Origin of the sequence: Prosthecomicrobium pneumaticum (assembly GCF_014199915.1) — a bacterium.
Lineage (GTDB): Bacteria > Pseudomonadota > Alphaproteobacteria > Rhizobiales > Kaistiaceae > Prosthecomicrobium > Prosthecomicrobium pneumaticum.
Genome location: NZ_JACHOO010000005.1, coordinates 328,247 through 348,918, shown reverse-complemented (window position 1 = coordinate 348,918; position 20,672 = coordinate 328,247). Strand labels below are relative to the sequence as shown.

Below are 20,672 nucleotides of genomic sequence, written 5' to 3'. Positions count from 1 at the left end.
TGGGAGGAGCCGCCGATGACCCATCTCACCCCGCTGCTCGACATCTCCGCCGCCCGAGTCTTCATCGACGGGGTGTTCACCAACCCGCGCATCGCCCATCCCGAGGGCGTCGCGATCCATGCCGACGGGTCGGTCTGGTGCGGCACCGAGACGGGCGATCTCCTGCGCATCGCGCCGGACGGATCCACGGTCGAGCGGATGGCCGGGACGGACGGCTTCCTGCTCGGCATCGCCTTCGATCCGGCCGGCCATCTCTTCGCCTGCGACCTCAAACACGCCGCGATCTTCCGCTTCGACGCGGCGAGCCGGCGGATGGAGAAATTCGCCGCGTCGGGCATCCGCGTGCCGAACTATCCGGTGGTCGACGCGGCGCGCGGCCATCTCTACGTGTCGGACAGCCGCGGCAACGGCAATCCGGGGCCCGGCGTCTTCCGTTACGATCTCGCGACCGGCGAGGGCGGCGTGTGGTCGACCGCACCGATGGATTTCGCGAACGGCATGGCGATGGCGCCCGATGGAAGCGGGCTCTATGTGGTCGAGAGCGACGTGCCCTGCGTCAGCTTCGTGCCGATCGGGGCGGACGGTGCCGCCGGCCCGGTGTCGCGCGTCACGGGGGAGGTCGCGGTGGTGCCGGACGGCCTCGCCTTCGCGCCCGACGGCACGCTCTACATCTCCTGCTACGAGCCGAGCCGCATCTACCGCCTGTCGCCCTCCGGGCGGCTCGAACTGCTGATCGAGGACAGGATGGCGACGACGATCGCCCATCCGACCAACATCGCGCTGAAGGGCGACAGGCTCTACACCGCCAATCTCGGCCGCTGGCACATCACCGAGATCGACCTGTCGAGCCTGTAGCGCGGCGGGTACGGAACCGGCCGAAACGGGGCACCTCGTGGGAAAAAGGCCATCGTCCGGGGACGGCGGCCTTTTTCATTGCGGCCTTGCGGCGGGGTCAGGCGACCCGCTTCGCCGCCAGCGTCTGCTTGTCGTAGCCGGCGACCTTCTTGTAGCTGTTGGTGATCGCGGCGAGCTCCTCGGCCGAGATGACGTCCTCGATGCGGTCGAACGGCTTGTCGCCGCTCCTGAGCCAGACCTCGCGCAGGATCGCGTCGGGCGGGGTGGTGCGGTTGGTGCGCACGACCTTCGCCGTCGCCGGCAGGCGCTCCGCCTCATAGGCGGCGAGCGCCCGCTCGGCATCCGGCTCGGCGGCGAGCGCGTCGGCGAGCGCGCGCGCGTCGAGGATCGCCTGGCCGGCGCCGTTCGAGCCGCGCGGATACATCGGATGCGCCGCGTCGCCGAGCAGGGTGATCCGGCCGAAGCTCCAGCGGTCGAGCGGATCCTTGTCGACCATCGGGTATTCGAGGATCATGTCGGCGGCGCGGATCATCGCCGGCACGTCGAGGAAGTCGAAGTGCCAGTCCTCGAAATAATGGATGAAGTCCTCGAGCCGGCCCTGCTTGTTCCAGTCCTGCTTGTCGTGCTGCGGGGTCTCGACCTCGGCGACCCAGTTGATCAGCTGGTTGCCGTCCGAATCGAGCGCATTGCGGATCGGATAGATGACCATCTTGCCGTGCGAGAGCCAGCCGGCGCGGACATAGGACGCGCCGGTGAGATAGGGCTTCCAGCGGGTGACGCCGCGCCACATGTTGACGCCGGAATAGATCGGCCCGCCATCCTCGGGATGGAGCTGCTTGCGGACCACCGAATGGATGCCGTCGGCGCCGATCACCGCGGCGCCCTCGACCGTCTCGGTCTCGCCCTCGTGGCCGGCGACCGCGAAGGTGGCGGTCGCCTTGCCCTCGCCCTGGTCGACGCGCAGGCAGCGGCGGCCGGTGATCACCCGGTCGGCGCCGGCTTCGGCGATATAGGCCCGGTAGAGGATCTGCTGCAGGTCGCCGCGGTGGATCTGGAACTGCGGCCACTCATAGCCGGCATAGGTGCCGACCGGCTCCTTGTAGACGAACTGGCCGAAGCGGTTGAAGAAGCAGGATTCCTGCGCCGTCACGGCGACCGCGGCGAGGGCGTCCCTGAGGCCCAGTTCGCAGAGCTCGCGGCTCGCATGCGGCAGGATCGAGATGCCGACGCCGATCGGGCGGATTTCCGACGCGCCCTCATAGACGCGGGTCGGGATGCCCTTCCGGTGCAGCATCAGGGCGAGTGTCAGGCCGCCAATGCCGGCGCCGACGATGATGACGTCCATGGCCTTCATCCCTCGGATGGTGTCTGTCGCTTTGTCCCATTAGGACCGAGCCGCGCCGGCCTGTCAATTAAAAGGGGGTATACTGACGGAATTTTGTATACCGAAGTGCGCGGACTGCCGCTAGGATCGCCGCCGGCCGGCCCGCCGCGCCTTTCATCGTCAGTCTAAAAGAACGGAGAGCAGCGTGACCGCAGCATTCGAGCGCGTCGTCCTCGTCACCGGAGCCGCGAGCGGCATCGGCGCGGAAACGGCGAGAACCCTTGCCGCGGGCGGCACCGCCCTCCTCCTCCACACCCGCAAGAACGCCGCCGGCCTCGCCGAGGTCGCCGAGGCCTGCCGCGCCCGCGGCGCCGCCGTCGAGACCGCGACCGGCGATCTCGGCGATCCGGACGTGCCGGCGGCGCTCGTCGGCGCGGCGCGCGCCGCCTTCGGCCGGGTCGACCAGATCGTCTCCAATGCCGGCCAGGCGGCGCGGTCGAGGATCGGCGACCTGACGCCGGCCGAGCTCGAGGCGGCTTTTGCCGCCATGCCGGTCGCCTTCCTGCGCATGGTCACGGCGGCGCTGCCCGATCTCGAGCGGTCGTCCTGCGGCCGGGTGGTCGCGATCTCCTCCTTCGTCGCGCACATTTTCGGCACGGCCGGGCTCAACTTCCCCGCCACCTCGGCCGCCAAGGCGGCGCTCGAGGCGCTCGTCAAGGTGATGGCGATGCAGTTCGCGCCGCAGGGCATCACGGTCAACGCGATCGTCCCCGGCTTCACCCGCAAACAGGGCGGCGGCCATCTCGCCGCGACGCCCGATTCGCTGAAGACCGCGGTGTCGGTGACGCCGACCGGCCGGCTGACCGAGCCCGCCGACATCGCCGCGACGGTCGCCTTCCTGCTCTCGCCCGGCGCGGTGCAGATCACCGGCCAGGCGATCCATGTGAATGGCGGCCTGAACCTGCCGTAGCAAGGAGCTCAGGCGCCGAAGCGGCGCGGGCTGAAGGCTCCGATCGGGATCGGGGCGGCCTCTCCCGCGACGAGCGCGGCGACGATGCGGCCGGTGAGCGGGCCGTTCGCGAAGCCGATATGGCCGTGGCCGAAGGCGAAGATCAGCCGGCTGCGGCGCTTCGAGACGCCGATCACCGGCAGGCCGTCCGGCGTCGAGGGGCGGCTCCCCATCCAGGGCGCCGGCTCGACGGCATCGCCGAGCGCGATCGTGTTCGCCGCATCGGCCGTCACCGCGGCGATCTGGCGATGGTCGGGCGGGTCGTCCGGCCGGGCGAGCTCGACGCCGGAGAGCACCCGCACCCGGCCGTTCATCGGCGACATCACATAGCCGCCGGCCGCATCGTGCACCGGCCGGCGCAGTTCCGCGCCTTCGGCGAGGCGGAAATGGCGGTGATAGCCACGCTCGGCGGCGAGCGGGAAGCGGTCGCCGAGCGTGCGCGCGAGTTGTCCCGACCAGGCGCCCGCGGCGAGCACGGCGAAGCGGCCGCGGATCGTCGTCGGCCCGCCCGTCACCGCGATGCCGTCGGCATCCTCTTCGATGCGCTCGGCGAGCGCCTCGACGAAGCGGCCGCCCTGCGCCGCCACCGCGGCGCGATAGAGCCGGACGAGCGCGCCGGGGCTCTCGACCGCGCCGCTGTCGGTGAAGAGGATGGCGCGCGCGAAACGGCGGGCGAGATGCGGCTCGAGCTGGACGATGTCCTGCTGCTCGAGGCATTCCATGCCGACGCCGTATTCCGCGAGCACCGCCCGCTCGCGGGCCGAGGCCTCGAAGGCCGCGGCGCTCCGGTAGAGCCGCATCCAGCCGTTCCGCCGGATCAGGCTTCGGCCGCCGACGCGGTCGGCGAGATGGAGATGCTCGTCATAGGCGCGGGAGACGAGCGGATCGAGCGCCGCCGCCGCGGCGCGCCAGCGCCGCTCGTCCGCCGCCGCGACGAAGCGGGTGAGCCAGGGAAGGAGGAACGGGACGGAGGCGAGCCGGGCGCGCACCGCGACGTCGCGGCCGAGCGCATAGCGCGGCAGGCGGCTCCGCAGGCCGGGCGCGGCGACCGGGAAGATCGAGTTGCGCGACAGCACGCCGGCATTGCCGAACGAGGCGCGGCCTTCCTCGCGGCCGGGATCGAAGAGCGCGACGGTGAGGCCGCGCTCCTGCAGATGGAGCGCCGAGGAGAGGCCGACCATGCCGGCCCCGATGATCACGACGTCCACCCCGGTGTTCATGCCCGTTCCGCTCGCCTCGGCCGCCCGGCCCCGGATGCCCGAGGATGGCGGCCGCCGCAAGCGGTTTCGGGGCCGGTCAGCGGCCCGCGCGGTCGAGCGCGGCGAAGTCCTCGTCGGAGAGCACGATGTCGGCCGCCGCGACATTCTCCTCGAGATGCTCCACCTTCGACGTGCCGGGGATCGGCAGCATCACCGGGCTCCGCTTCAGCACCCAGGCGAGCGCGATCTGGCTCGGCGCGGCGCCGTGCTTCTTCGCGATCGTGTCCAGGATCGAGCCGGGCTTCGCGAGGTCGCCCGCGGCGAGCGGATACCACGGGATGAAGCCGATGCCGTTCGCGGCGCAGTAGTCGAGCACCGCCTCGCTCTGCCGGTCGACCAGATTGTAGCGGTTCTGCACGGTGGCGACGGGGAAGACCTTCTGCGCCGCCTCGATCTCGGCGACCGAGACCTCGGAAAGCCCGGCATGGCGGATCACGCCGTCGTCGATGAGCGACCGGATCGCGTCGAACTGCTCGTCGCGCGGCACCTTGGGGTCGATGCGGTGGAGCTGCCAGAGGTCGATCCGCTCGACGCCGAGCCGCCAGCGGCTCGTATGCGCCTGCTGGATCAGATATTCCGGCCGGCCGAGCGGGATCCAGCGGTCGACGCCGGTGCGGGCGAGGCCGCCCTTGGTCGCGACGACGGTGCCCTCATAGGGCGCGAGCGCGTCGCGGATCAGCTCCTCGGACCAGTTCGGCCCATAGGAGTCGGCGGTGTCGATGAAGTCGACGCCGAGCTCCGGCAGCCGCTTCAGGGTGGCGATCGCCGCGCCGCGGTCGAGCGGCGGGCCCCAGATGCCGGGGCCGGTGATGCGCATCGCGCCGAAGCCGAGGCGGGTGACGGGACGATCGCCGCCGATCGAGAACGTGCCGGAGCCGGCCGCAGAGACCGTTGCCATGGGAGGATCCTTTCGTGCGAGACGGGTTCGAGAGCGGGTTCGCGGTGCGATGCGCGGGCCTCGAGGCCGTGACCGGCGGCGCCCGGGGGGGAGGGGAGCGCGCCGTGTCGGCAAGGAGATGGACGCGGCGGCACGGCTTTCCAAGGCCCGGGCCGAAGATGCCCTACGGCGAAAAGCTGAATTGCCGGCGCCGCACTGGTCGGCGCCCGGGGCGCGGCCTAGCTTCTCAGCGCGGCCCGGGGTGATCGGCAGGAGAGCGCTCATGGACTATGTACGCTTCGGCAAGACCGGGCTCGAAGTGTCGCGGCTCTGTCTCGGCTGCATGACCTATGGCGTGCCCGAGCGCGGCAGCCACGCCTGGACGCTCGACGAGGAGAAGAGCCGGCCGCTGATCCGCAAGGCGCTCGAACTCGGCATCAACTTCCTCGACACCGCGAACGTCTATTCCGACGGCACCTCGGAGGAGATCGTCGGCCGGGCGATCCGGGATTTCGCCCGGCGCGACGAGATCGTGCTCGCGACGAAGGTGCACGGCCGCATGCGGCCCGGCCCGAACGGCGCCGGCCTGTCGCGGAAGGCGATCCTGTCGGAGATCGACGCCAGCCTGCGCCGGCTCGGCACCGACTATGTCGATCTCTACCAGATCCACCGCTGGGACTATGAGACGCCGATCGAGGAGACGCTCGAGGCGCTCGACGACGTCGTGCGGGCCGGCAAGGCGCGCTATATCGGCGCCTCGTCGATGTATGCCTGGCAGCTCGCCCAGGCGCTCTACACGTCGCGGCTCAACGGCTTCGCCGAATTCGTCAGCATGCAGAACCATCTGAACCTCCTCTACCGCGAGGAGGAGCGCGAGATGCTGCCCTTCTGCGCCGATGAGGGGCTCGCCGTGATCCCCTGGAGCCCGCTCGCCCGCGGCCGGCTCACCCGCGCCTGGGACGACAGGACGGAGCGCGCCGAGACCGACGAGTTCGGCAAGACGCTCTATGTCGAATCCGACCGGCAGATCGTCGATGCCGTGGCGGCGATCGCCTCCGCGCGCGGCGTGCCGCGGGCGCAGGTGGCGCTCGCCTGGCTGCTGCAGAAGGACGAGGTGACCGCCCCGATCGTCGGCGCCTCGAAGCCGCAGCATCTCGACGACGCCGTCGCCGCTCTTTCGCTCGATCTCGACGAGGCCGAGATCGCCGCTCTCGAGGCGCCCTATCAGCCGCACCGGGTGGCGGGCTTCCGCTGAGCCGGCCGGGCCGTTAGGGTGCCGCCCGACCCGGTCACGCCAAGGACCGGCATGCGGAGGAGATGACCGATGGACCGGATCGCGGCGATCGCCGATGCCTTCATTGCGGCCCGGGCGGCCGGCACGGCGCTCGACGCCTTTCCGCTCTCCCAGCCGGAGACGCTCGACGAGGCGTACCGGATCCAGGACCGCGAGGTGGACGAGATCGGGGCCGCGCTGCCGGGCTGGAAGATCGCCGGCGTGCGGCCGGACCTGCGCGCCGCGCTCGGCGCCGAGCGCGTCGCGGGGCCGATCACCCGTCTCGTCGACGCCCGCCGCGCGGACGGGGCGGTCGAGGTGCCGGTGGTGGCGGGCGGCTTCGCGGCCGCCGAGGCGGAGTTCGTGCTGTTGCTCGGCCGCGATCTGCCGCCGCGCGCCGAGGGCTATGCGGCCGAGGACCTCGCCGCGGCGGTCGCCGCCGTCCACATCGGTGCGGAGATCGCCGGCAGTCCGCTCGCGACCCTGAACGATCTCGGCCCGACGGCGGTCGTCTCCGACCACGGCAACAATGCGGCGATCGTCATCGGCCCGGCGATCGGCGACTGGCGCGCCCGGCCGCTCGAGAGCCTGACGAGCCGGGTGGCGATCGACGGCGCGACGATCGGCGAGGGCGACGCGGCGCGTGTCGCCGGCGGGCCGCTCGCGGCCTTCGCCTTTCTCGTCGCCAATCTCGCCCGACGCGGCCGCGGCCTCAGGGCCGGCGACTGGATCTCGACCGGCGCGACCACCGGCGTCCACGTCATCACGCCCGGTTCCGTTGCCACCTTCGACTTCGGGGCGGCGGGCGCCTTCGAGGTGCGCATCGTGGCGCAGCCGCGGGGCGCCTGAACGGAGGCGCTCGCGCCGGCGCCGCCGATAGAGGAAGCGCTTGACGAAAGCCTCGCATCGGGGCAATCCGGACGGGCGCAACCGGCCGCTGCACTGGGGGGTGCCGGCCATCCGGGAGGGACGCGATGACGTCTCGGACAGGTGTCAAGGATCCCCAGTCCGTCCGGCCGGACGGCAGCCGCGCGACGCCCTTCGCGATCGCCGGCGTGCGGACGATTGCGCTGCACAATGTGCTGACGCGCAGCGGCGTGCTGACCGAGATCCTCCGCACCGACTGGCCGGAGCTTTCGATCGCGCCGCGCCATGTCATCCTGGCGACGATGAACCCCGGCGGCATCACCGACTGGCATCGCCACCGGATGCAGACCGACCATCTCGTCGCGATCGGCGGCACGATCAAGCTCGTGCTGTGGGACGGGCGGGAGGATTCGCCGACGCACGGCGCGGCGGACGTGATCCGCATGGGCGTGATGCGGCCGCTGATCGCCATCGTTCCGCCCGGCGTCTGGCACGGGCTGCGCAACGAAAGCGGCGTTCCGGCGAGCTATCTCAACATCAACGACGTGCCCTACGACCACGCCGACCCCGACAATCATCGTCTGCCGGCCGACTCGCCCCTGCCGCCGATCGCGCTATGACGCCGGACGCGGCGGCGCGGTTCGCGGCGTCCTTCCGGCTCACCCTGCTCACCGCCGACCCGGCGCGCGCCGCGGAAGCGGAGGCGGCCGGCATCGACCGCATCGGCATCGACATCGAGCGTAACGGCAAGGTCGACCGGCAGGCCGGGCACGACACCCGCATCTCCGATCACGATTTCGACGATCTCGCCCGCATCCGCGCGGCGGTCGGCCGCGCCGACGTCTTCATCCGCATCAACCCGCCGCACGCGGCGACAGCCGAGGAGGTCGAGCGGGCGCTCGATCTCGGCGCGACGGTGATCATGCTGCCCTATTTCCACGACGAGGCCGAGGTCGCCGCCTTCGCCGCGGCGGTGCGCGGCCGCGCCCATGCGATGCTGCTGCTCGAGACGCCGCGCGCCCTCGTCCGGCTGCGCGAGATCCTCGCCGTGCCGGGCATCGACGAGGTGATGGTCGGGCTCAACGACCTGCGGCTGGAGATGCGGCTCGACGGCATGGAGTTCGTCGGCTCGGTGGTGATGGAGACGATCGCGCAGGCGGTGCGCGGCGCCGGCCTCGCCTTCTCCTTCGGCGGGCTCGGCCGTTACGACCAGACCGGCCTGCCGGTCGCGCCCGACCTCCTCTACGCGCAATATCCCCGGCTCGGCGCCGGCGGCGCCTGGCTCGCCCGCTCCTTTTTTCGCGACCCGCCGCCGAACTGGACGCTCGCGGACGGCGTCGCGGCGCTGCGCGGCCGGCTCGCCCATTGGGCGTCGTGCGATCCGCCGGCGCTCGAGGCGGCGCGCGGCGCGCTCGTCGCGGCGCGGCGCGATCACCGCCGATAGGGTGGAAAGAGCCGCCGCAGCGCGCCGACCAGACCACCGCCGCCGCCGTCCGGGCCGACGGCGACACGCGCCGCCCGCGCCTTCAGCTTACGGCCGGGATGTGCGGCGAGCGGCATCGCCCGGGCGTCGACGGCACCGTTCTCGGCGGCGCGCCAATCCCGTTCGAAGGCGGCCTCGTCCAGGTCGTAATGCGCGCCCCAGCGCCGGGCGATGTCGCCCGCCCGCTGGCGGCTCCTGAACAGACGGTGGCGGGCGGCGACCCGCTCATAGCCCACCCAGTGGAAATGCAGCAGCCGGATCTCGTCCCGCATCGGCAGGACGAGGCGGCCCTGCGGCGCCGCGTCGTGCCGGCCGACGGCGAAGTTCGTCTCGGCGAGCGCGGCGGGATCGAAGATGCCGAGCTTGCTCTCGTGGCGATGCGGCATGCCCATCGGCACGGCCTCGGCGAGCGTCGCGTCCGCGGGCGGAAAGTCCCGCGCCACCATCCGGAAGCCGAGGGCCGGCAGCAGGGTCACGCCGGCGCGTCGGCAGGCCGCGAGATAGGCCGCCATGTCGGGATGATCGAGGTGCTCGTCGATATCGGTGACCACCACCCAGTCGGCGGCGCCGCGGCTCTCCTTCCAGAATTCGTTCTGCAGCCGGCGGTGCGATTCGACGCGGGAGGTCGGGTCGGCGGGCGGCGGCATCGGCCGGACCTCGACCTTCGCATGGCCGTTGAGGAGGTCGAGCGAGCCGTCGGTCGAGCCGTCGTCATAGACGACATAGCGGTCGACCCAGGGGTCGTAGTGCCGGAAGAAGAAGGGCAGCATGGCCCCGTCGTTCCAGCACCGCGTGTAGAGATGGACGCTCATCCGCCGCGCTCCCCCGGCCGCGTCCGCCGCGCCCGGCCCGCTTCGCCCTAGCACGGGCGAGGCCGGCGCCCAAGGCGCGCGCGGCCGCGCGGCGCCCGACGCCGCCGCGGGCGGCGGCTCAGCCGGCGAGGGCGAAGCGGCTGCCGCTGCCGTCGCGCGCCGCCGGGCCGGCGGAGAGGCGGCGGGTCGGCCCGCTGCCGCCGGCCGGCAGGTCGAGCGGGCTCGCGAGCCCCGGCGGCAGGGCGCCGAGGGCGCGGGCGGCATGGAGCATCATCGCCGCGGCACCGGGCACCGGCGGGGCGGCGGGTGCGATGTCGAGGGCGAGCGTCCGGCTCCCCTCGATGCGCACCGCCTCGCGCGGGGTGCGGCCGTAGAACTCCGGATCGAGATGCATTTCGAGCGTCATGGTGATCACCGCCGCGCCGGCCCTGAAGCCGGTCGCCACCTGGGTGATCGCCACCGCCTCGCCCTCCGCCACGGTGCGGTGGGCGAGCGTCACCGGCCGCCGCGCCGGCAGCGCGGCGAGCCGGTCCTCGATCGCGTCGATCGCGACGCCGGTGCATTCGGCGAGCGCGGCGACCGATTCCGGAAAGCCCATATGGCCCTCGATGGCGCCGTCCGCGACGCGGGCGCGGAAGGTCGCCTCGTCGAGGCCGAAGCCGAGATGAGCGAAATCGGACGGGCCGACGCCCGAGACGTTCGAGATGCGCAGGATGTCGAAGCGGTCGACCCGCGCGAGGGTGCGCGCGGCGAGGATCGGCAGCGCCTCGAAGCAGAAGCCGGGATTGATGCCGCAGCCGAGCGCGGCCCGGCCGGCGGCACGCGCCGCCCGGTCGATCGCCTCCGCCGCGCGGGGAAAACGCAGCCAGGGATGGAACAGCCACTCGGCCGCCGAGACGACGGCATAGCCCGCCTCGAGCGCGGCGACGATTTCGGCCGTGGCGCGCTCGGGATCCGAGGTGGTGGCATGGAAGAGCACGGTCGGCGCCGCCGCGGGGGGAAGGCGGGGTGCGACCGTGAGGCTGCCGGCCGGACCTTCCACGGCGGTGCCGGCGAGGCCGGGGGCGTGGTCGACGATCGTCGCGACGGTGACGTCGGGCATCGCCGCGGCGGCGGCGAGGAGGGCGCGGCCGAGGCTGCCGAAGCCGAAGAGCGCGATCCGCATCAGAAGCGTTCCTTGAAGGGCTCGAACTCCGGGGCGTGGCGGGTCGGCTCGAGTTCGGTGATCGTGTGATCGAGGAGATCGGCGATGCGGAACGGATCGGTGGCGAGGAGCGCCTCGAGTTCCGCCCGGCCGATGCCGATCGCGAGCATGAAGCCGCCGGAGGGCGGCACCAGCCGGCCGGACAGGACGAACACGCCGCCCGCATAGAGCGCGTCGATCCAGGCCCGGTGCGCCGGCAGCGCCGCGGCGATCGCAGGCTGCGGCGCGCGATAGGTGCTCGTGATCATGAACATGGCCGCCGGCCTCCGTTTCGGGCTGTTCCCCGAACCATAGATATATCACTTGACACTTCAAGTGATATTGTCGGATCGTTGCATCGTCCCGGAGGTGCAGAGCGGCTCGTCAGAAGACGCGAACACCGGGCATTGGGGGGAGCCGAAGACGCCGCAACAAGCGTCCGGCACGGTCCGGCACACCTTTCAGGGAACAGGTTCCATGACTCCGATCTGCAAGACTCTCGCCGCCGCGGCGCTGATCGCCGTCGCCGGAGCGGCGCCGGCCCTCGCCGACGATCTCGCCAAGATCAAGTCGGAGGGCGTGATGCACGCGCTCACCACCGGCAACGACCGGCCGAACGTCATGATGGACGCGTCCGGCAAGCCGGTCGGCTACGAGGTCGACATGTGCAACCTCATCGCCGACAAGCTCGGCGTGAAGCTCGATCTCGGCGTGCTCGCCTGGGAAGGCCTGCTGCCCTCGATCACTTCGGGCCGCACGCAGATGATCTGCTCGGGCGTCAACATCACGCCGGCGCGGCAGGAAGTGTTCGACTTCTCCGTGCCCTATTCCCGCACCGCGATCGTCGCCATGGTGCCGGAGACGAACACCGACGTGTCCGGCCCGACCGACATCGCCGGCAAGATCGTCGGCGCGCCGATCGGCGCGGACGGCGACGACGTTGTGCGCGAGATCGGCGGCTACAAGGAGCTGAAGGTCTATCCCGGCGTCGCCGAGCAGTTCGCCGATTTCGTCGCCGGCCGCATCGAAGTGGCGATCGTCGGCGACAAGCAGGCGGCCGAATTCATGAAGAGCCGGCCCGGCATCGCCAAGATCGTCGGCAAGCCCTACAAGGTCAATCTGGTCGGCTATCCGCTGCCGAAGGGCTCGACCGAGATGAAGGCGGCGCTCGACAAGATCATCTCGGACGCCCGCAGCGACGGCACGCTGAACGCGATGGCGAAGACGAGCTTCAATCTCGACGATTACGACGCCGCCCTGCCGCCGATCGGCGAAGACGCGCCGCTGAAGAAATAGGCGGAGCGCCCGCCGTTCTGCCCCGCATCCGGTGCCACACCGGATGCGGCGGCTCTCGTGCCGCGCTCGCCCGGGCGCCGCTCTGCGGCGCGGCACGGCCGTTGCTTCGGCGTCCGGAGCGGGCCGCACCCCGCTCGCGGGCGGCGAGGCCGTTCAGACCGCCGCCGACACCGGATTGCGATGACCCTCGACTTCACCTCGATCCTTCCCTACGCGCCGCTGCTCGCGACGGCGACGCTGATGACGATCTTCCTCGCCGTCACGTCGCAGATCATCGGCACGCTGTGCGGCTTCCTGCTGGCGCTCGCGCGGATGTCGCCGCTCAAGATCCTCAGCGTGCCGGCCTTCCTCTACATCTGGATCGCCCGCGGCACGCCACCGCTGATCCATCTCTTTCTGATCTATTTCGGCCTGCCGACCATCGGCATCACGCTCGAGCCGTTGCCGGCGGCGATCATCGCCTTCGCCATCACCTCGGCGGCCTATAATGCGGAGGTGCTGCGCGCCGGCCTGCAATCGATCCAGCCGGGCCAGGTCGAGGCGGCCCGCGCCGTCGGCATGAGCTATCCGACCATTCTGTGGCGGATCATCCTGCCGCAGGCGATCCAGGTCGTCACGCCGCCCTATATGAGCAACTTCATCAGTCACGTGAAGAGCACCTCGCTCGCTTCCGTCGTGACGGTGCGCGAACTGCTTCTGACGACGACCTTCATCTATTCGAACACCTTCCGGGCGCTGGAAGCGCTGATCGTCGCGGGGGCGATCTACCTGTTCCTGACGTCCTTCCTCGCCTTCGGCCAGCTCCTCCTCGAGCATTACCTCGCCTTCGACAAGCGGCCGCCGTCGCGCCGCCGGCTCACCCGGCTCGGCCTCGGCGGCGATGCGGCCTCCGTGCCGGCCGCGGCGCCGGCGCTCGTCGAGGGCCCCGCCGAGGAGGGCCGGCGGGTGCTCGAGATCGCCGGCCTCGAAAAGCGCTTCGGCGCGACGACGGCGCTCGCCCGGGTCAATCTCAGCGTGCGGGCCGGCGAGGTGGTCTGCGTGCTCGGGCCGAGCGGCTCGGGCAAGAGCACGCTGCTGCGCTGCATCAACCTGCTCGAACGGCCGGATGGCGGCCAGATCGCCATCGATGCCGGCAGCGCCCGTTTCGACCTCGCCTTCGGACCGACGGCGCGGGCGGTGTCGGGGCGCGAGATGACGCGGCTGCGCGGCCATGTCGGCATGGTGTTCCAGCACTTCAATCTGTGGCCGCACAAGCTGGCGGTCGAGAACGTCACGGAAGGCCTCTTGCGGGTGCGCCGGATGGCGGGACCGGAGGCCGGACGCATCGCCGCCGGCCTGCTCGCCCGGGTCGGCCTCGGGGGCAAGCTCACCGCCTTTCCGAGCCAGCTCTCCGGCGGCCAGCGCCAGCGCGTCGCGATCGCCCGTGCCCTCGCCATGCGGCCGGACGTGATGCTGTTCGATGAGCCGACCTCGGCGCTCGATCCGGAGCTCGTCGGCGAGGTGCTGCAGGTGCTCGAGGACGTCGCGGCGAGCGGCATGACGATGCTCGTCGCCACCCATGAGATGGGCTTTGCCCGCCGCGTCGCGGACCGGGTGGTGTTCATGGATGGCGGGCAGATCGTCGAGGTCGCGTCGGCCGAGGATTTCTTCGAGCGGCCGCAGCACGAGCGGACCATCCGCTTCCTCGAGGCCGTGCTCAAGTAGGCGGGCCGGGTCCGGGGCGGCGCGCCGCCCCGGAGAGAGCGCTCAGTCGCCCGGCCGCCAGAGCCGGCCGGCGAGCGGGGCGGGGTCGGTGTCGATCTCGGCCCACGCCCGGGTCCGCTCATAGTGGACCGGCTCGTCCTCGATCCAGAGCTTGTAGGTGAGGCCGTGGATGAGCGGCTCGATGCCGTAGCGGATGCCGGACAGCGAGGCGCCGGAATGGGCGTTGGTGACGGTCGCGCCGTAGTTGAAGCAGTGGATGTTGGCGAGCACCGGCGTCCGCCCGGGCTCCCTCTCGACGAAGGCGAGATCGCGGTCGAGATAGGGATAGGTGATCAGCCAGTTGTCCTCCTGGCCCGACGGCGGGGTGTGCACGTCGGCCCAGGTGAGGATGTTGTCGGCGAGCGGGGCGAGCTCCGGCCGGTTGTGCGGATCCATCGAGAAGCCGCAGCCGATGAAGAGATGGTCGAAATGGTCGACCGAGCCGTCCGTGCCGGTGACGCGAACCCGGCCCTCTTCGAGCGCCACGTCGGCGAAGGAGGCGCCGGCATGAAGGCGGAAGGTGTCGAAGGCGGCGCAGCGGTCGACGCCGTCCTGCGTCGGCGGCTGGCCGAAGCGGAACATCGCCTGGATCCAGCGCCATTTGTCGGCATCGCCCATCGAGGCGAAGTGGCGCAGGAAGCCCGCCTTCTCGAGATAGCGGAACGGGTTGGCGGTGAGGATCTGCGGCCGCCTCATATAGAGGGTGAGGCGCGCCGCGCCGAGTTCGAGGAGGTCGGCGGCACGGTCCCAGGCCGTCGCGCCGGCGCCGAGCACGGCGATCCGCCTGCCCTTCCAGTCGAGGCTGTCGACATCGTCGGTGGCGAGCGTCCAGCGATCGGCCGGCAGCTTGTCGCGTACGAAGGGCGGCACGTACCAGTCGCCGATGCCCTCGAGCCCGGTGGCGAGCACGACCTTGCGGGCATAGACCGGTTCGCCGCCGCGGATCGCGAGCCGGACGAGCCCGGCCTCGTCCTCGAAGGCCGTCACCTCGGCGTCGTTGCGCACCGGCAGGGCGAGCGCCTCGCGATACCAGTCGAGATAGGCCTGCCAGGCCTGGCGGGGCCATTTGCCGAGCTTCTCCCAGCCGTCCTCGCCGAACACGGCCTCGAACCAGGAGCGCGGCGCGAGCGAGGGGATGCCGAGATCGGGTCCGGTGACGTGCTTGGGCGAGCGCAGCGTCCACATCCGCGAATAGGTGATCCACGGCCCCTCGCGGCCCTTCGGCGCGCGGTCGAGCACGACGACATTGGTCACCCGGTCGCGCATCAGGCCGAAGGCGACCGCCATGCCGCACTGCCCGCCGCCGACGATCGCGACGTCGTAGACATGGTGGCCGTCGGGATGGCGGCGCGGCAGGACCCAGTCGTCCTTCGGATAGGAGAGCACGGCGAGATCGTGCCGCACCCGCGCCGTCAGCGCGGCGAGCCGGCGGCCGGCGTCGGGCCGCGGCGGCGGGCAGGAGGGCGGCGCGAGGCCGCCGCGCAGCTCGGCATGATCGAGCGCCAGCATCGCGGCGATCTCCTGCGCATAGCCATCGGCCTCGGTCGCGATCGCCGCGCCATCCGCCCCGTCCATTCTGCCTCTCCCGGTTCCCGTTTGCACTGCAACACGAGGTCTAGCGTATCATTGATATTTCGTCAAAAATATCTGATGCTGTCTCCCGGGCGGTGGCACGTGCCGGTGAGCCTCGTCTCTTGATATGCGGGCTGATATGATCGCCGATGCGGAGTCGGCAGGTTCGAACCGGAAAGCGCGGAACGGAACGATGGCAGCGGGCAGCGACGAGAACGGCGTGAGGGCCGAGGGCGAGACGCCGGCGAGGGACGTGCCGGTGCGCCGCCCCGCCCCGCCGGCGCGATCGCGGGCACCGAAGAAGGGCGGGCGGGAATCGCTGACCGACCGCGTCTATCAATTGCTGCGCAACGACATCCTGACCTGCGCGCTGGAGCCCGGGCGCGAGCTCTCCGAGGCGGAACTCGCGCAGCGCTTCGACGTCTCGAAGACGCCGGTGCGCGAGGCGCTCGCGACGCTGCGCCAGGAGGGCTTCGTGCGCACCTTTCCGCGCCGCGGCTATCAGGTCGTGCCGATCACCTTCGGCGACATGAGCGAGCTGTTCGACCTGCGCACCATTCTCGAGGCGGGCGCCGCCGAACTCGCCTGCGCGCGGATCACCGATGCCGAGCTCGACCGGCTGCAGAAGCTCGCCGACGTCGTCTACGACCGCGCCGAGCAGCCGAGCCTGCAGCGCTTCATCAAGGCCAATCGCGATTTCCACGCCGCGATCGCCAATGCCTCCGGCAATGTCCGGCTCGAAACGCTGATCACCCGCCAGATCGACGAGCTGGAGCGCTTCTTCTATCTCGGCGCGCGGCTGCGCGACGTCAACAGCGAGACGGTCGACGACCATCACGCCATCGTCGAGGTGCTGCGCCGGCGCGATCCGGCGGCGGCGCGCGCGATCATGATCAGGCACAACGACCTGACCCGCGAGGGCCTGTTCAAGGCGCTCGCCACCTCGCGCAGCTTCGCCCAGATCAGTCTCTGACGCCGCCTGCGGGGCGCCGCGGACACGCCGCGGCATCGACACGCCATGTTAACTGAAATATCACGACACATCTCAAACGATGGGGACGCGCCGATGGGCGACAAGATCATGTGGGCCCGCCAGGAGGGCACGACGAAGACCTGGATCCACGAGGGACAGGAGTTCAGCCATCGGCTGATCACCAACAAGAAGCAGGGCTCCTCGATCTCCTTCCACATCACGACCTACATGCCGCATTTCGACGTGATGGTCGAAGGCGACGGCAAGCACGAGGTGATCCTCTACTGCCTGCAGGGCTGGTCGCGGCAGATCGTCGAGGCGACGGGCGAGGAGCGGATCTTCCGCCAGGGCGACGCGATGTATCTGCCGAAGGTCTATCGCTACCGCCACATCATCGGCGATGCCGGGCTCGTCATCGCGGTCTGCGCCAATCCGAGCAAGGAAGACGGCGACATGTGACCGGACGGCCGGAGCGCCGCGAGCGCCCCGGCCCTTGCCGCCTCTCAGGAGGCGGCGACCCGGACGAGCGGCACGACGCCCGGCCGCAGCGCCGTGTCGGGATCGAGGCGGTAGCGGAAGCCGCCCCGCCGCGCGCCGGCGAGCGGCGCTTCGAGCACGTCGAAGAGGCCGGGCGGCGCCGCCCGCACATCGGCGGTCGCATTGACGAGGACATTCGCCGCGCCGAGCAGCGACAGCGCCGCCGGCTCGACGCGCGCCCGCACGTGATGGTCGCCCTCGATGTCGATCGTATCGGCGACGGCGATGCCGAACCGCTCCGGGTCGTAATACATGATCAGGCTCATCCGGATCACCGCCTCGGCGCCGGCGAGGCCGATCCCGGTCTGGGTGATGCCGATCACCCGCCCCGGCTCGATCATGCCGAGGCTCGGCGTGCCGGAATCGACCGGAAAATCGGCGGTCGCCGTCTCCCAGCGCTCCTCGACCCGGTCGATCGCGATGCCGAGCCGCTCGGCAAGGACGGCGATCGATTCCGGCATGCCCATATGGCCGACGATCCGGCCGGCGGCGATCTTCTCGTCGAACTCGTCGGGCCACAGCGCATAGCCGACATGGTCGATGTCGCCCGGCCCGGTGCCGGTCACGTCGATCGCCCGCGTGATCGTCACGCGGCGGATGCCCGAACTCGCCCGGGCGAGCACGAGCGGCAGGCTGTCGAAGGAGAAGCCCGGATTGATGCCGGTGCCGGAGACCGTCACGCCCGCCGCCTTCGCCGCGCGATCGAGCCGGTCCGCGAAGCCGGCATGGCGCAGGCCCGGATGGAACATCGCCTCCGAGGCGGAGAGCACGTCGAGCCCGGCGGCGAGCGCCGCGAGCAACTGGCCCTCGATCCGTTCCGGCGCCGATTCGGTGAGGTGGTAGAGGAGCTCCGGCCGCTCCGCCGCACCGGCGAGCGCGGTCGCGAGATCGGCCGCGACGACCACATCGCCGGCGCCGGCGAAATCGGGAAAGAGGTCGGCGAGGCGCCGGCCGGCCTTCTGCGGATCGTGGTCGACCGCGGCGACGACGCGGATCATCGGATAGCCGGTGGCGAGCAGCGGATCACCAGCGCGCCGAGGGCGCCGAGGCCGAACAGGACGACGGGGATGGGACGCGGGGAGCCGGCCGGCATGAGCGAAGCCTTTCGAAGGACCATTGATACGCCGAGTGATATCTCAATTCGCTGCGTCTTAAAATGCCGCCGACACGCGGCATTCCGCCCGTTCCGGGCTTCCGAAGAGGACGGCTGAGCCGGCCGTCGGCGCCGATTGACATGACAGCAGATATATTAGATCAAGCGACCGGCCCGACACCTGCGAAGCGAGGATTCCCGATGCGTCTCGATGAAAGCGCGAGCGGCGTTTTCCCGATCTCCGCCACCCCCTTCTCCGACGACGGCCGGCTCGATCTCGCGAGCGCCGAGCGGCTGACCGATTTCTATGCCGGCCACGGCGCCACCGGCCTCACCATTCTCGGCATGATGGGCGAGGCGCCGAAGCTCTCGCCGCAGGAGAGCTCGGACTTCCTGAAGGTCGTGCTCGGCCGCGTCGCCGGGCGGTTCCCGGTGGTGGTCGGCGTTTCGAGCCCGGGCATGGCGGCGCTCGTCGCGCTGGCGCACGAGGCGATCGAGGCCGGCGCGGCGGGCGTGATGGTGGCGCCGCTGCCGAGCCAGAAGACCGAGGAGCAGCTGATCGGCTATTACGCCGCCGTCTGCGCCGCGCTCGGGCCGGACGTGCCGGTGGTGCTGCAGGACTTCCCCCTCACTCTCGGCGTCAACTTCTCCGTTCCGACCCTCGAGGCGATCTTCGCCGCCAATCCGCAGATCGTGATGCTGAAGCACGAGGACTGGCCGGGCCTTTCGAAGCTGTCGCGACTGCGCCGCAACGCCGCCGAGCGGGGCTCGCGGCGGGTCTCGATCCTCGTCGGCAATGGCGGCCTGTTCCTGCCGCAGGAGCTCGCCCGCGGCGCCGACGGCGCGATGACGGGCTATGCCTATCCGGAGATGCTCGCCGATGTGGTGACGCGGATGCGGGCGGGCGATGAGGAGGGCGCGGAGGACGTCTTCGACGCGCATCTGCCGCTGATCCGGCACGAGACGCAGCCCGGCCTCGGCCTCGCGATCCGCAAGGAGATCCTGCGCCGCCGCGGTGCGATCGCCTCGGCGCATGTGCGCGCGCCCGGTCCGAAGCTCGACGCGATCGACCAGGCCGAGCTGACCCGGCTGATGGACCGGCTCGAAAGGCGGCTCGCGCAGCGCGGCTGAGCCGCGCCATCGTCGCGTTCCGCCGCGGAGCCCGTCTATCGCCAGACGTCACGGCGGCGCCGCCGCCGCACGGGCCGCCGGCCTCATCGTCCGGCGGCGCTCTCGCGGTCGTCGCGCCAATTGCTCCAGGGCAGCCACAGCGCCGGCCCGTGCCGCGCCATGAAATGGCCGGGCACCTTTTCCGGCCGGCCGTGCGGCAGGGGGAAGTCGGCGGCGGCGATGCGGCCGGCATAGAGGCCGGCGATCTCCCGCCCGAGTGCGGTGGTGAGCGCGACGCCGCGGCCGTTGCAGCCGATCGCCGCGTCGAGGCCGGGCGCGAGATCGACGAAGCGCGGCATCTGGTCGAGCGTCGCCGCGATCACCCCGTTCCAGACGAAGTCCGCCCGCACCGGGCCGAGCCCCGGCACGAAGCGGCGCAGCCGGGCGAGGAAGCCGCGCTCCGCCCGGCCGAGCGCGCCCGGTCCCGGCATCACCATGCCGCCCGTCACGAGCCGGCCGTCCGGCGACCAGCGGAGCGCGAAGGTGTGGCGGCGGGTGTCGGCGAGCGGCGAACGGCCGACGAGCAGGCGGTCGGCGAAGGCTTCGGCGAGCGGCTCGGTGGCGATCTGGTGCACCCGGACGGGGATGATCGAGGCGGCCATCGACGGCTCGAGCGCATCGACGAGCGCATTGGTGGTGAGGAGCACGCGATCGGCCCGCACCGCGCCGCGCGCGGTCCGCACCAGCCAGCCGCCATCCGCCCGGTCGAGCGCCGCGACCCGGCTCGCGGCATGGATCCGCGCCCCCGCGCCGATCGCCGCGGCGGCGAGGCCGCGGGCATAGGCGAGCGGGTTGATCTGGCCGCCCGTCGGGTCGACGAGCGCGCCGTGATAGAAGGCGATGCCGGCGCGCCGTGCCGTCTCGGCCGCGTCGAGGATCGTGACGGTGCGGCCGCGCGCCGCCCAGTCGCGCTGGCGGGTTTCGAGCGTGCGCATCATCGCCGCGCTGTGCGCCGGCTGCATCCAGCCGGTCTGTTCGGCGGCGCAGGCGATGCCGAGGCGGCGGATCAGCCCGAAGACGATGGTGCCCGACTGGCCGACCAGCCGGGTCAGCGGCTCGCCATGGGCGCCGAGCCGGGCCGTCACGTCGCCCGGGCCGAGCGAGGTCCGAAGGCTCGGCACGACGAAGCCGGTGTTGCGCCCGGAAGCGCCGAAGCCCGGCTCCGCCGCCTCGAGCACGGCGACGTCGACGCCCGTCTCGGCGAGATGCAGCGCCGCCGACAGGCCGAGCAGGCCGGCGCCGACGATCACCACGTCCGCCCGCGCCATGCCGTCGAGCGGCGGGGTGGGCGGGGCGGCGGGGGCGAGCGCCGACCACAGCGTGCGATGGAACGTCTCGACGGCCAA

At 71.4% G+C, this 20,672-nt stretch carries 20 protein-coding genes; 11 read left to right on the top strand and 9 right to left on the bottom strand.

What is annotated here, in order from left to right:
* Positions 1 to 15: 15 nt before the first annotated feature.
* Entirely contained in the window at positions 16 to 855 is an 840-nt protein-coding gene (locus GGQ63_RS13890; protein WP_183856840.1) for an SMP-30/gluconolactonase/LRE family protein, read from the top strand.
* A gap of 97 nt (positions 856 to 952) precedes the next feature.
* Here GGQ63_RS13890 and GGQ63_RS13885 read toward each other — a convergent pair whose 3' ends face one another.
* Positions 953 to 2,200, bottom strand: a complete 1,248-nt coding sequence (locus GGQ63_RS13885; protein WP_210308509.1) for a flavin-dependent oxidoreductase — start codon at positions 2,198 to 2,200, stop codon at positions 953 to 955.
* Between the two features lie 184 nt (positions 2,201 to 2,384).
* Between GGQ63_RS13885 and GGQ63_RS13880 the strand changes: the two genes are divergently transcribed.
* A complete protein-coding gene (locus GGQ63_RS13880; protein WP_183856836.1) occupies positions 2,385 to 3,149 on the top strand; it encodes an SDR family oxidoreductase in 765 nt (254 codons plus the stop codon).
* A gap of 8 nt (positions 3,150 to 3,157) precedes the next feature.
* On the opposite strand, the gene GGQ63_RS13875 is transcribed toward GGQ63_RS13880, so the two are convergent.
* Positions 3,158 to 4,408, bottom strand: coding sequence for an NAD(P)/FAD-dependent oxidoreductase (locus GGQ63_RS13875; RefSeq protein WP_183856834.1), 1,251 nt, complete (start codon positions 4,406 to 4,408; stop codon positions 3,158 to 3,160).
* Between the two features lie 76 nt (positions 4,409 to 4,484).
* Complete coding sequence (locus GGQ63_RS13870) at positions 4,485 to 5,345, bottom strand: aldo/keto reductase (protein ID WP_183856832.1); 861 nt, start codon at positions 5,343 to 5,345, stop codon at positions 4,485 to 4,487.
* Between the two features lie 262 nt (positions 5,346 to 5,607).
* Here GGQ63_RS13870 and GGQ63_RS13865 point away from each other — a divergent pair, with 262 nt between their 5' ends.
* From GGQ63_RS13865 to GGQ63_RS13850, 4 genes are all read left to right on the top strand, one after another.
* Positions 5,608 to 6,579: an aldo/keto reductase gene (locus tag GGQ63_RS13865; RefSeq protein ID WP_183856830.1), complete on the top strand. Its 972-nt coding sequence runs from the start codon at positions 5,608 to 5,610 to the stop codon at positions 6,577 to 6,579.
* Between the two features lie 69 nt (positions 6,580 to 6,648).
* Complete coding sequence (locus tag GGQ63_RS13860) at positions 6,649 to 7,446, top strand: fumarylacetoacetate hydrolase family protein (RefSeq protein ID WP_183856828.1); 798 nt, start codon at positions 6,649 to 6,651, stop codon at positions 7,444 to 7,446.
* A 125-nt stretch (positions 7,447 to 7,571) separates the two neighbouring features.
* Positions 7,572 to 8,084 carry a cupin domain-containing protein gene (locus GGQ63_RS13855; protein WP_183856825.1) on the top strand — a complete coding sequence of 171 codons (513 nt, stop codon included), beginning with the start codon at positions 7,572 to 7,574 and terminating at the stop codon, positions 8,082 to 8,084.
* Positions 8,081 to 8,908: an aldolase/citrate lyase family protein gene (locus GGQ63_RS13850; protein WP_183856823.1), complete on the top strand. Its 828-nt coding sequence runs from the start codon at positions 8,081 to 8,083 to the stop codon at positions 8,906 to 8,908. Before GGQ63_RS13855 ends, GGQ63_RS13850 begins: the two co-directional genes overlap by 4 nt.
* Here GGQ63_RS13850 and GGQ63_RS13845 read toward each other — a convergent pair.
* From GGQ63_RS13845 to GGQ63_RS13835, 3 genes are all read right to left on the bottom strand, one after another.
* Positions 8,896 to 9,759: a glycosyltransferase family 2 protein gene (locus GGQ63_RS13845; protein ID WP_183856821.1), complete on the bottom strand. Its 864-nt coding sequence runs from the start codon at positions 9,757 to 9,759 to the stop codon at positions 8,896 to 8,898. The genes GGQ63_RS13850 and GGQ63_RS13845 overlap by 13 nt on opposite strands.
* Before the next feature lie 118 nt (positions 9,760 to 9,877).
* The gene (locus tag GGQ63_RS13840) at positions 9,878 to 10,924 is read right to left on the bottom strand and encodes a hypothetical protein (protein WP_183856819.1); all 1,047 of its coding nucleotides are present in this window, start codon (positions 10,922 to 10,924) and stop codon (positions 9,878 to 9,880) included.
* A complete protein-coding gene (locus GGQ63_RS13835; protein WP_183856816.1) occupies positions 10,924 to 11,217 on the bottom strand; it encodes a YciI family protein in 294 nt (97 codons plus the stop codon). The genes GGQ63_RS13840 and GGQ63_RS13835 overlap by 1 nt, the downstream gene beginning before the upstream one ends.
* Positions 11,218 to 11,419: 202 nt before the next feature.
* On the opposite strand from GGQ63_RS13835, the gene GGQ63_RS13830 reads away from it, so the two are divergent.
* Both GGQ63_RS13830 and GGQ63_RS22230 read left to right on the top strand, forming a co-directional pair.
* A complete protein-coding gene (locus GGQ63_RS13830; RefSeq protein WP_183856814.1) occupies positions 11,420 to 12,238 on the top strand; it encodes a substrate-binding periplasmic protein in 819 nt (272 codons plus the stop codon).
* A gap of 180 nt (positions 12,239 to 12,418) precedes the next feature.
* Positions 12,419 to 13,942, top strand: a complete 1,524-nt coding sequence (locus tag GGQ63_RS22230; RefSeq protein ID WP_183856812.1) for an amino acid ABC transporter permease/ATP-binding protein — start codon at positions 12,419 to 12,421, stop codon at positions 13,940 to 13,942.
* 42 nt (positions 13,943 to 13,984) lie between these two features.
* Here GGQ63_RS22230 and GGQ63_RS13820 read toward each other — a convergent pair whose 3' ends face one another.
* Positions 13,985 to 15,556 carry an FAD/NAD(P)-binding protein gene (locus tag GGQ63_RS13820; protein WP_183856810.1) on the bottom strand — a complete coding sequence of 524 codons (1,572 nt, stop codon included), beginning with the start codon at positions 15,554 to 15,556 and terminating at the stop codon, positions 13,985 to 13,987.
* A gap of 190 nt (positions 15,557 to 15,746) precedes the next feature.
* Here GGQ63_RS13820 and GGQ63_RS13815 point away from each other — a divergent pair, with 190 nt between their 5' ends.
* Both GGQ63_RS13815 and GGQ63_RS13810 read left to right on the top strand, forming a co-directional pair.
* Entirely contained in the window at positions 15,747 to 16,526 is a 780-nt protein-coding gene (locus GGQ63_RS13815; protein ID WP_183856808.1) for a GntR family transcriptional regulator, read from the top strand.
* A 93-nt stretch (positions 16,527 to 16,619) separates the two neighbouring features.
* Positions 16,620 to 16,985: a hypothetical protein gene (locus GGQ63_RS13810; RefSeq protein ID WP_183856806.1), complete on the top strand. Its 366-nt coding sequence runs from the start codon at positions 16,620 to 16,622 to the stop codon at positions 16,983 to 16,985.
* 44 nt (positions 16,986 to 17,029) lie between these two features.
* On the opposite strand, the gene GGQ63_RS13805 is transcribed toward GGQ63_RS13810, so the two are convergent.
* The gene (locus GGQ63_RS13805) at positions 17,030 to 18,061 is read right to left on the bottom strand and encodes a hypothetical protein (RefSeq protein WP_183856804.1); all 1,032 of its coding nucleotides are present in this window, start codon (positions 18,059 to 18,061) and stop codon (positions 17,030 to 17,032) included.
* A gap of 296 nt (positions 18,062 to 18,357) precedes the next feature.
* Here GGQ63_RS13805 and GGQ63_RS13800 point away from each other — a divergent pair, with 296 nt between their 5' ends.
* Positions 18,358 to 19,287: a dihydrodipicolinate synthase family protein gene (locus GGQ63_RS13800; protein ID WP_183856802.1), complete on the top strand. Its 930-nt coding sequence runs from the start codon at positions 18,358 to 18,360 to the stop codon at positions 19,285 to 19,287.
* A gap of 83 nt (positions 19,288 to 19,370) precedes the next feature.
* Here GGQ63_RS13800 and GGQ63_RS13795 read toward each other — a convergent pair whose 3' ends face one another.
* Complete coding sequence (locus GGQ63_RS13795; RefSeq protein ID WP_183856799.1) at positions 19,371 to 20,672, bottom strand: NAD(P)/FAD-dependent oxidoreductase; 1,302 nt, start codon at positions 20,670 to 20,672, stop codon at positions 19,371 to 19,373.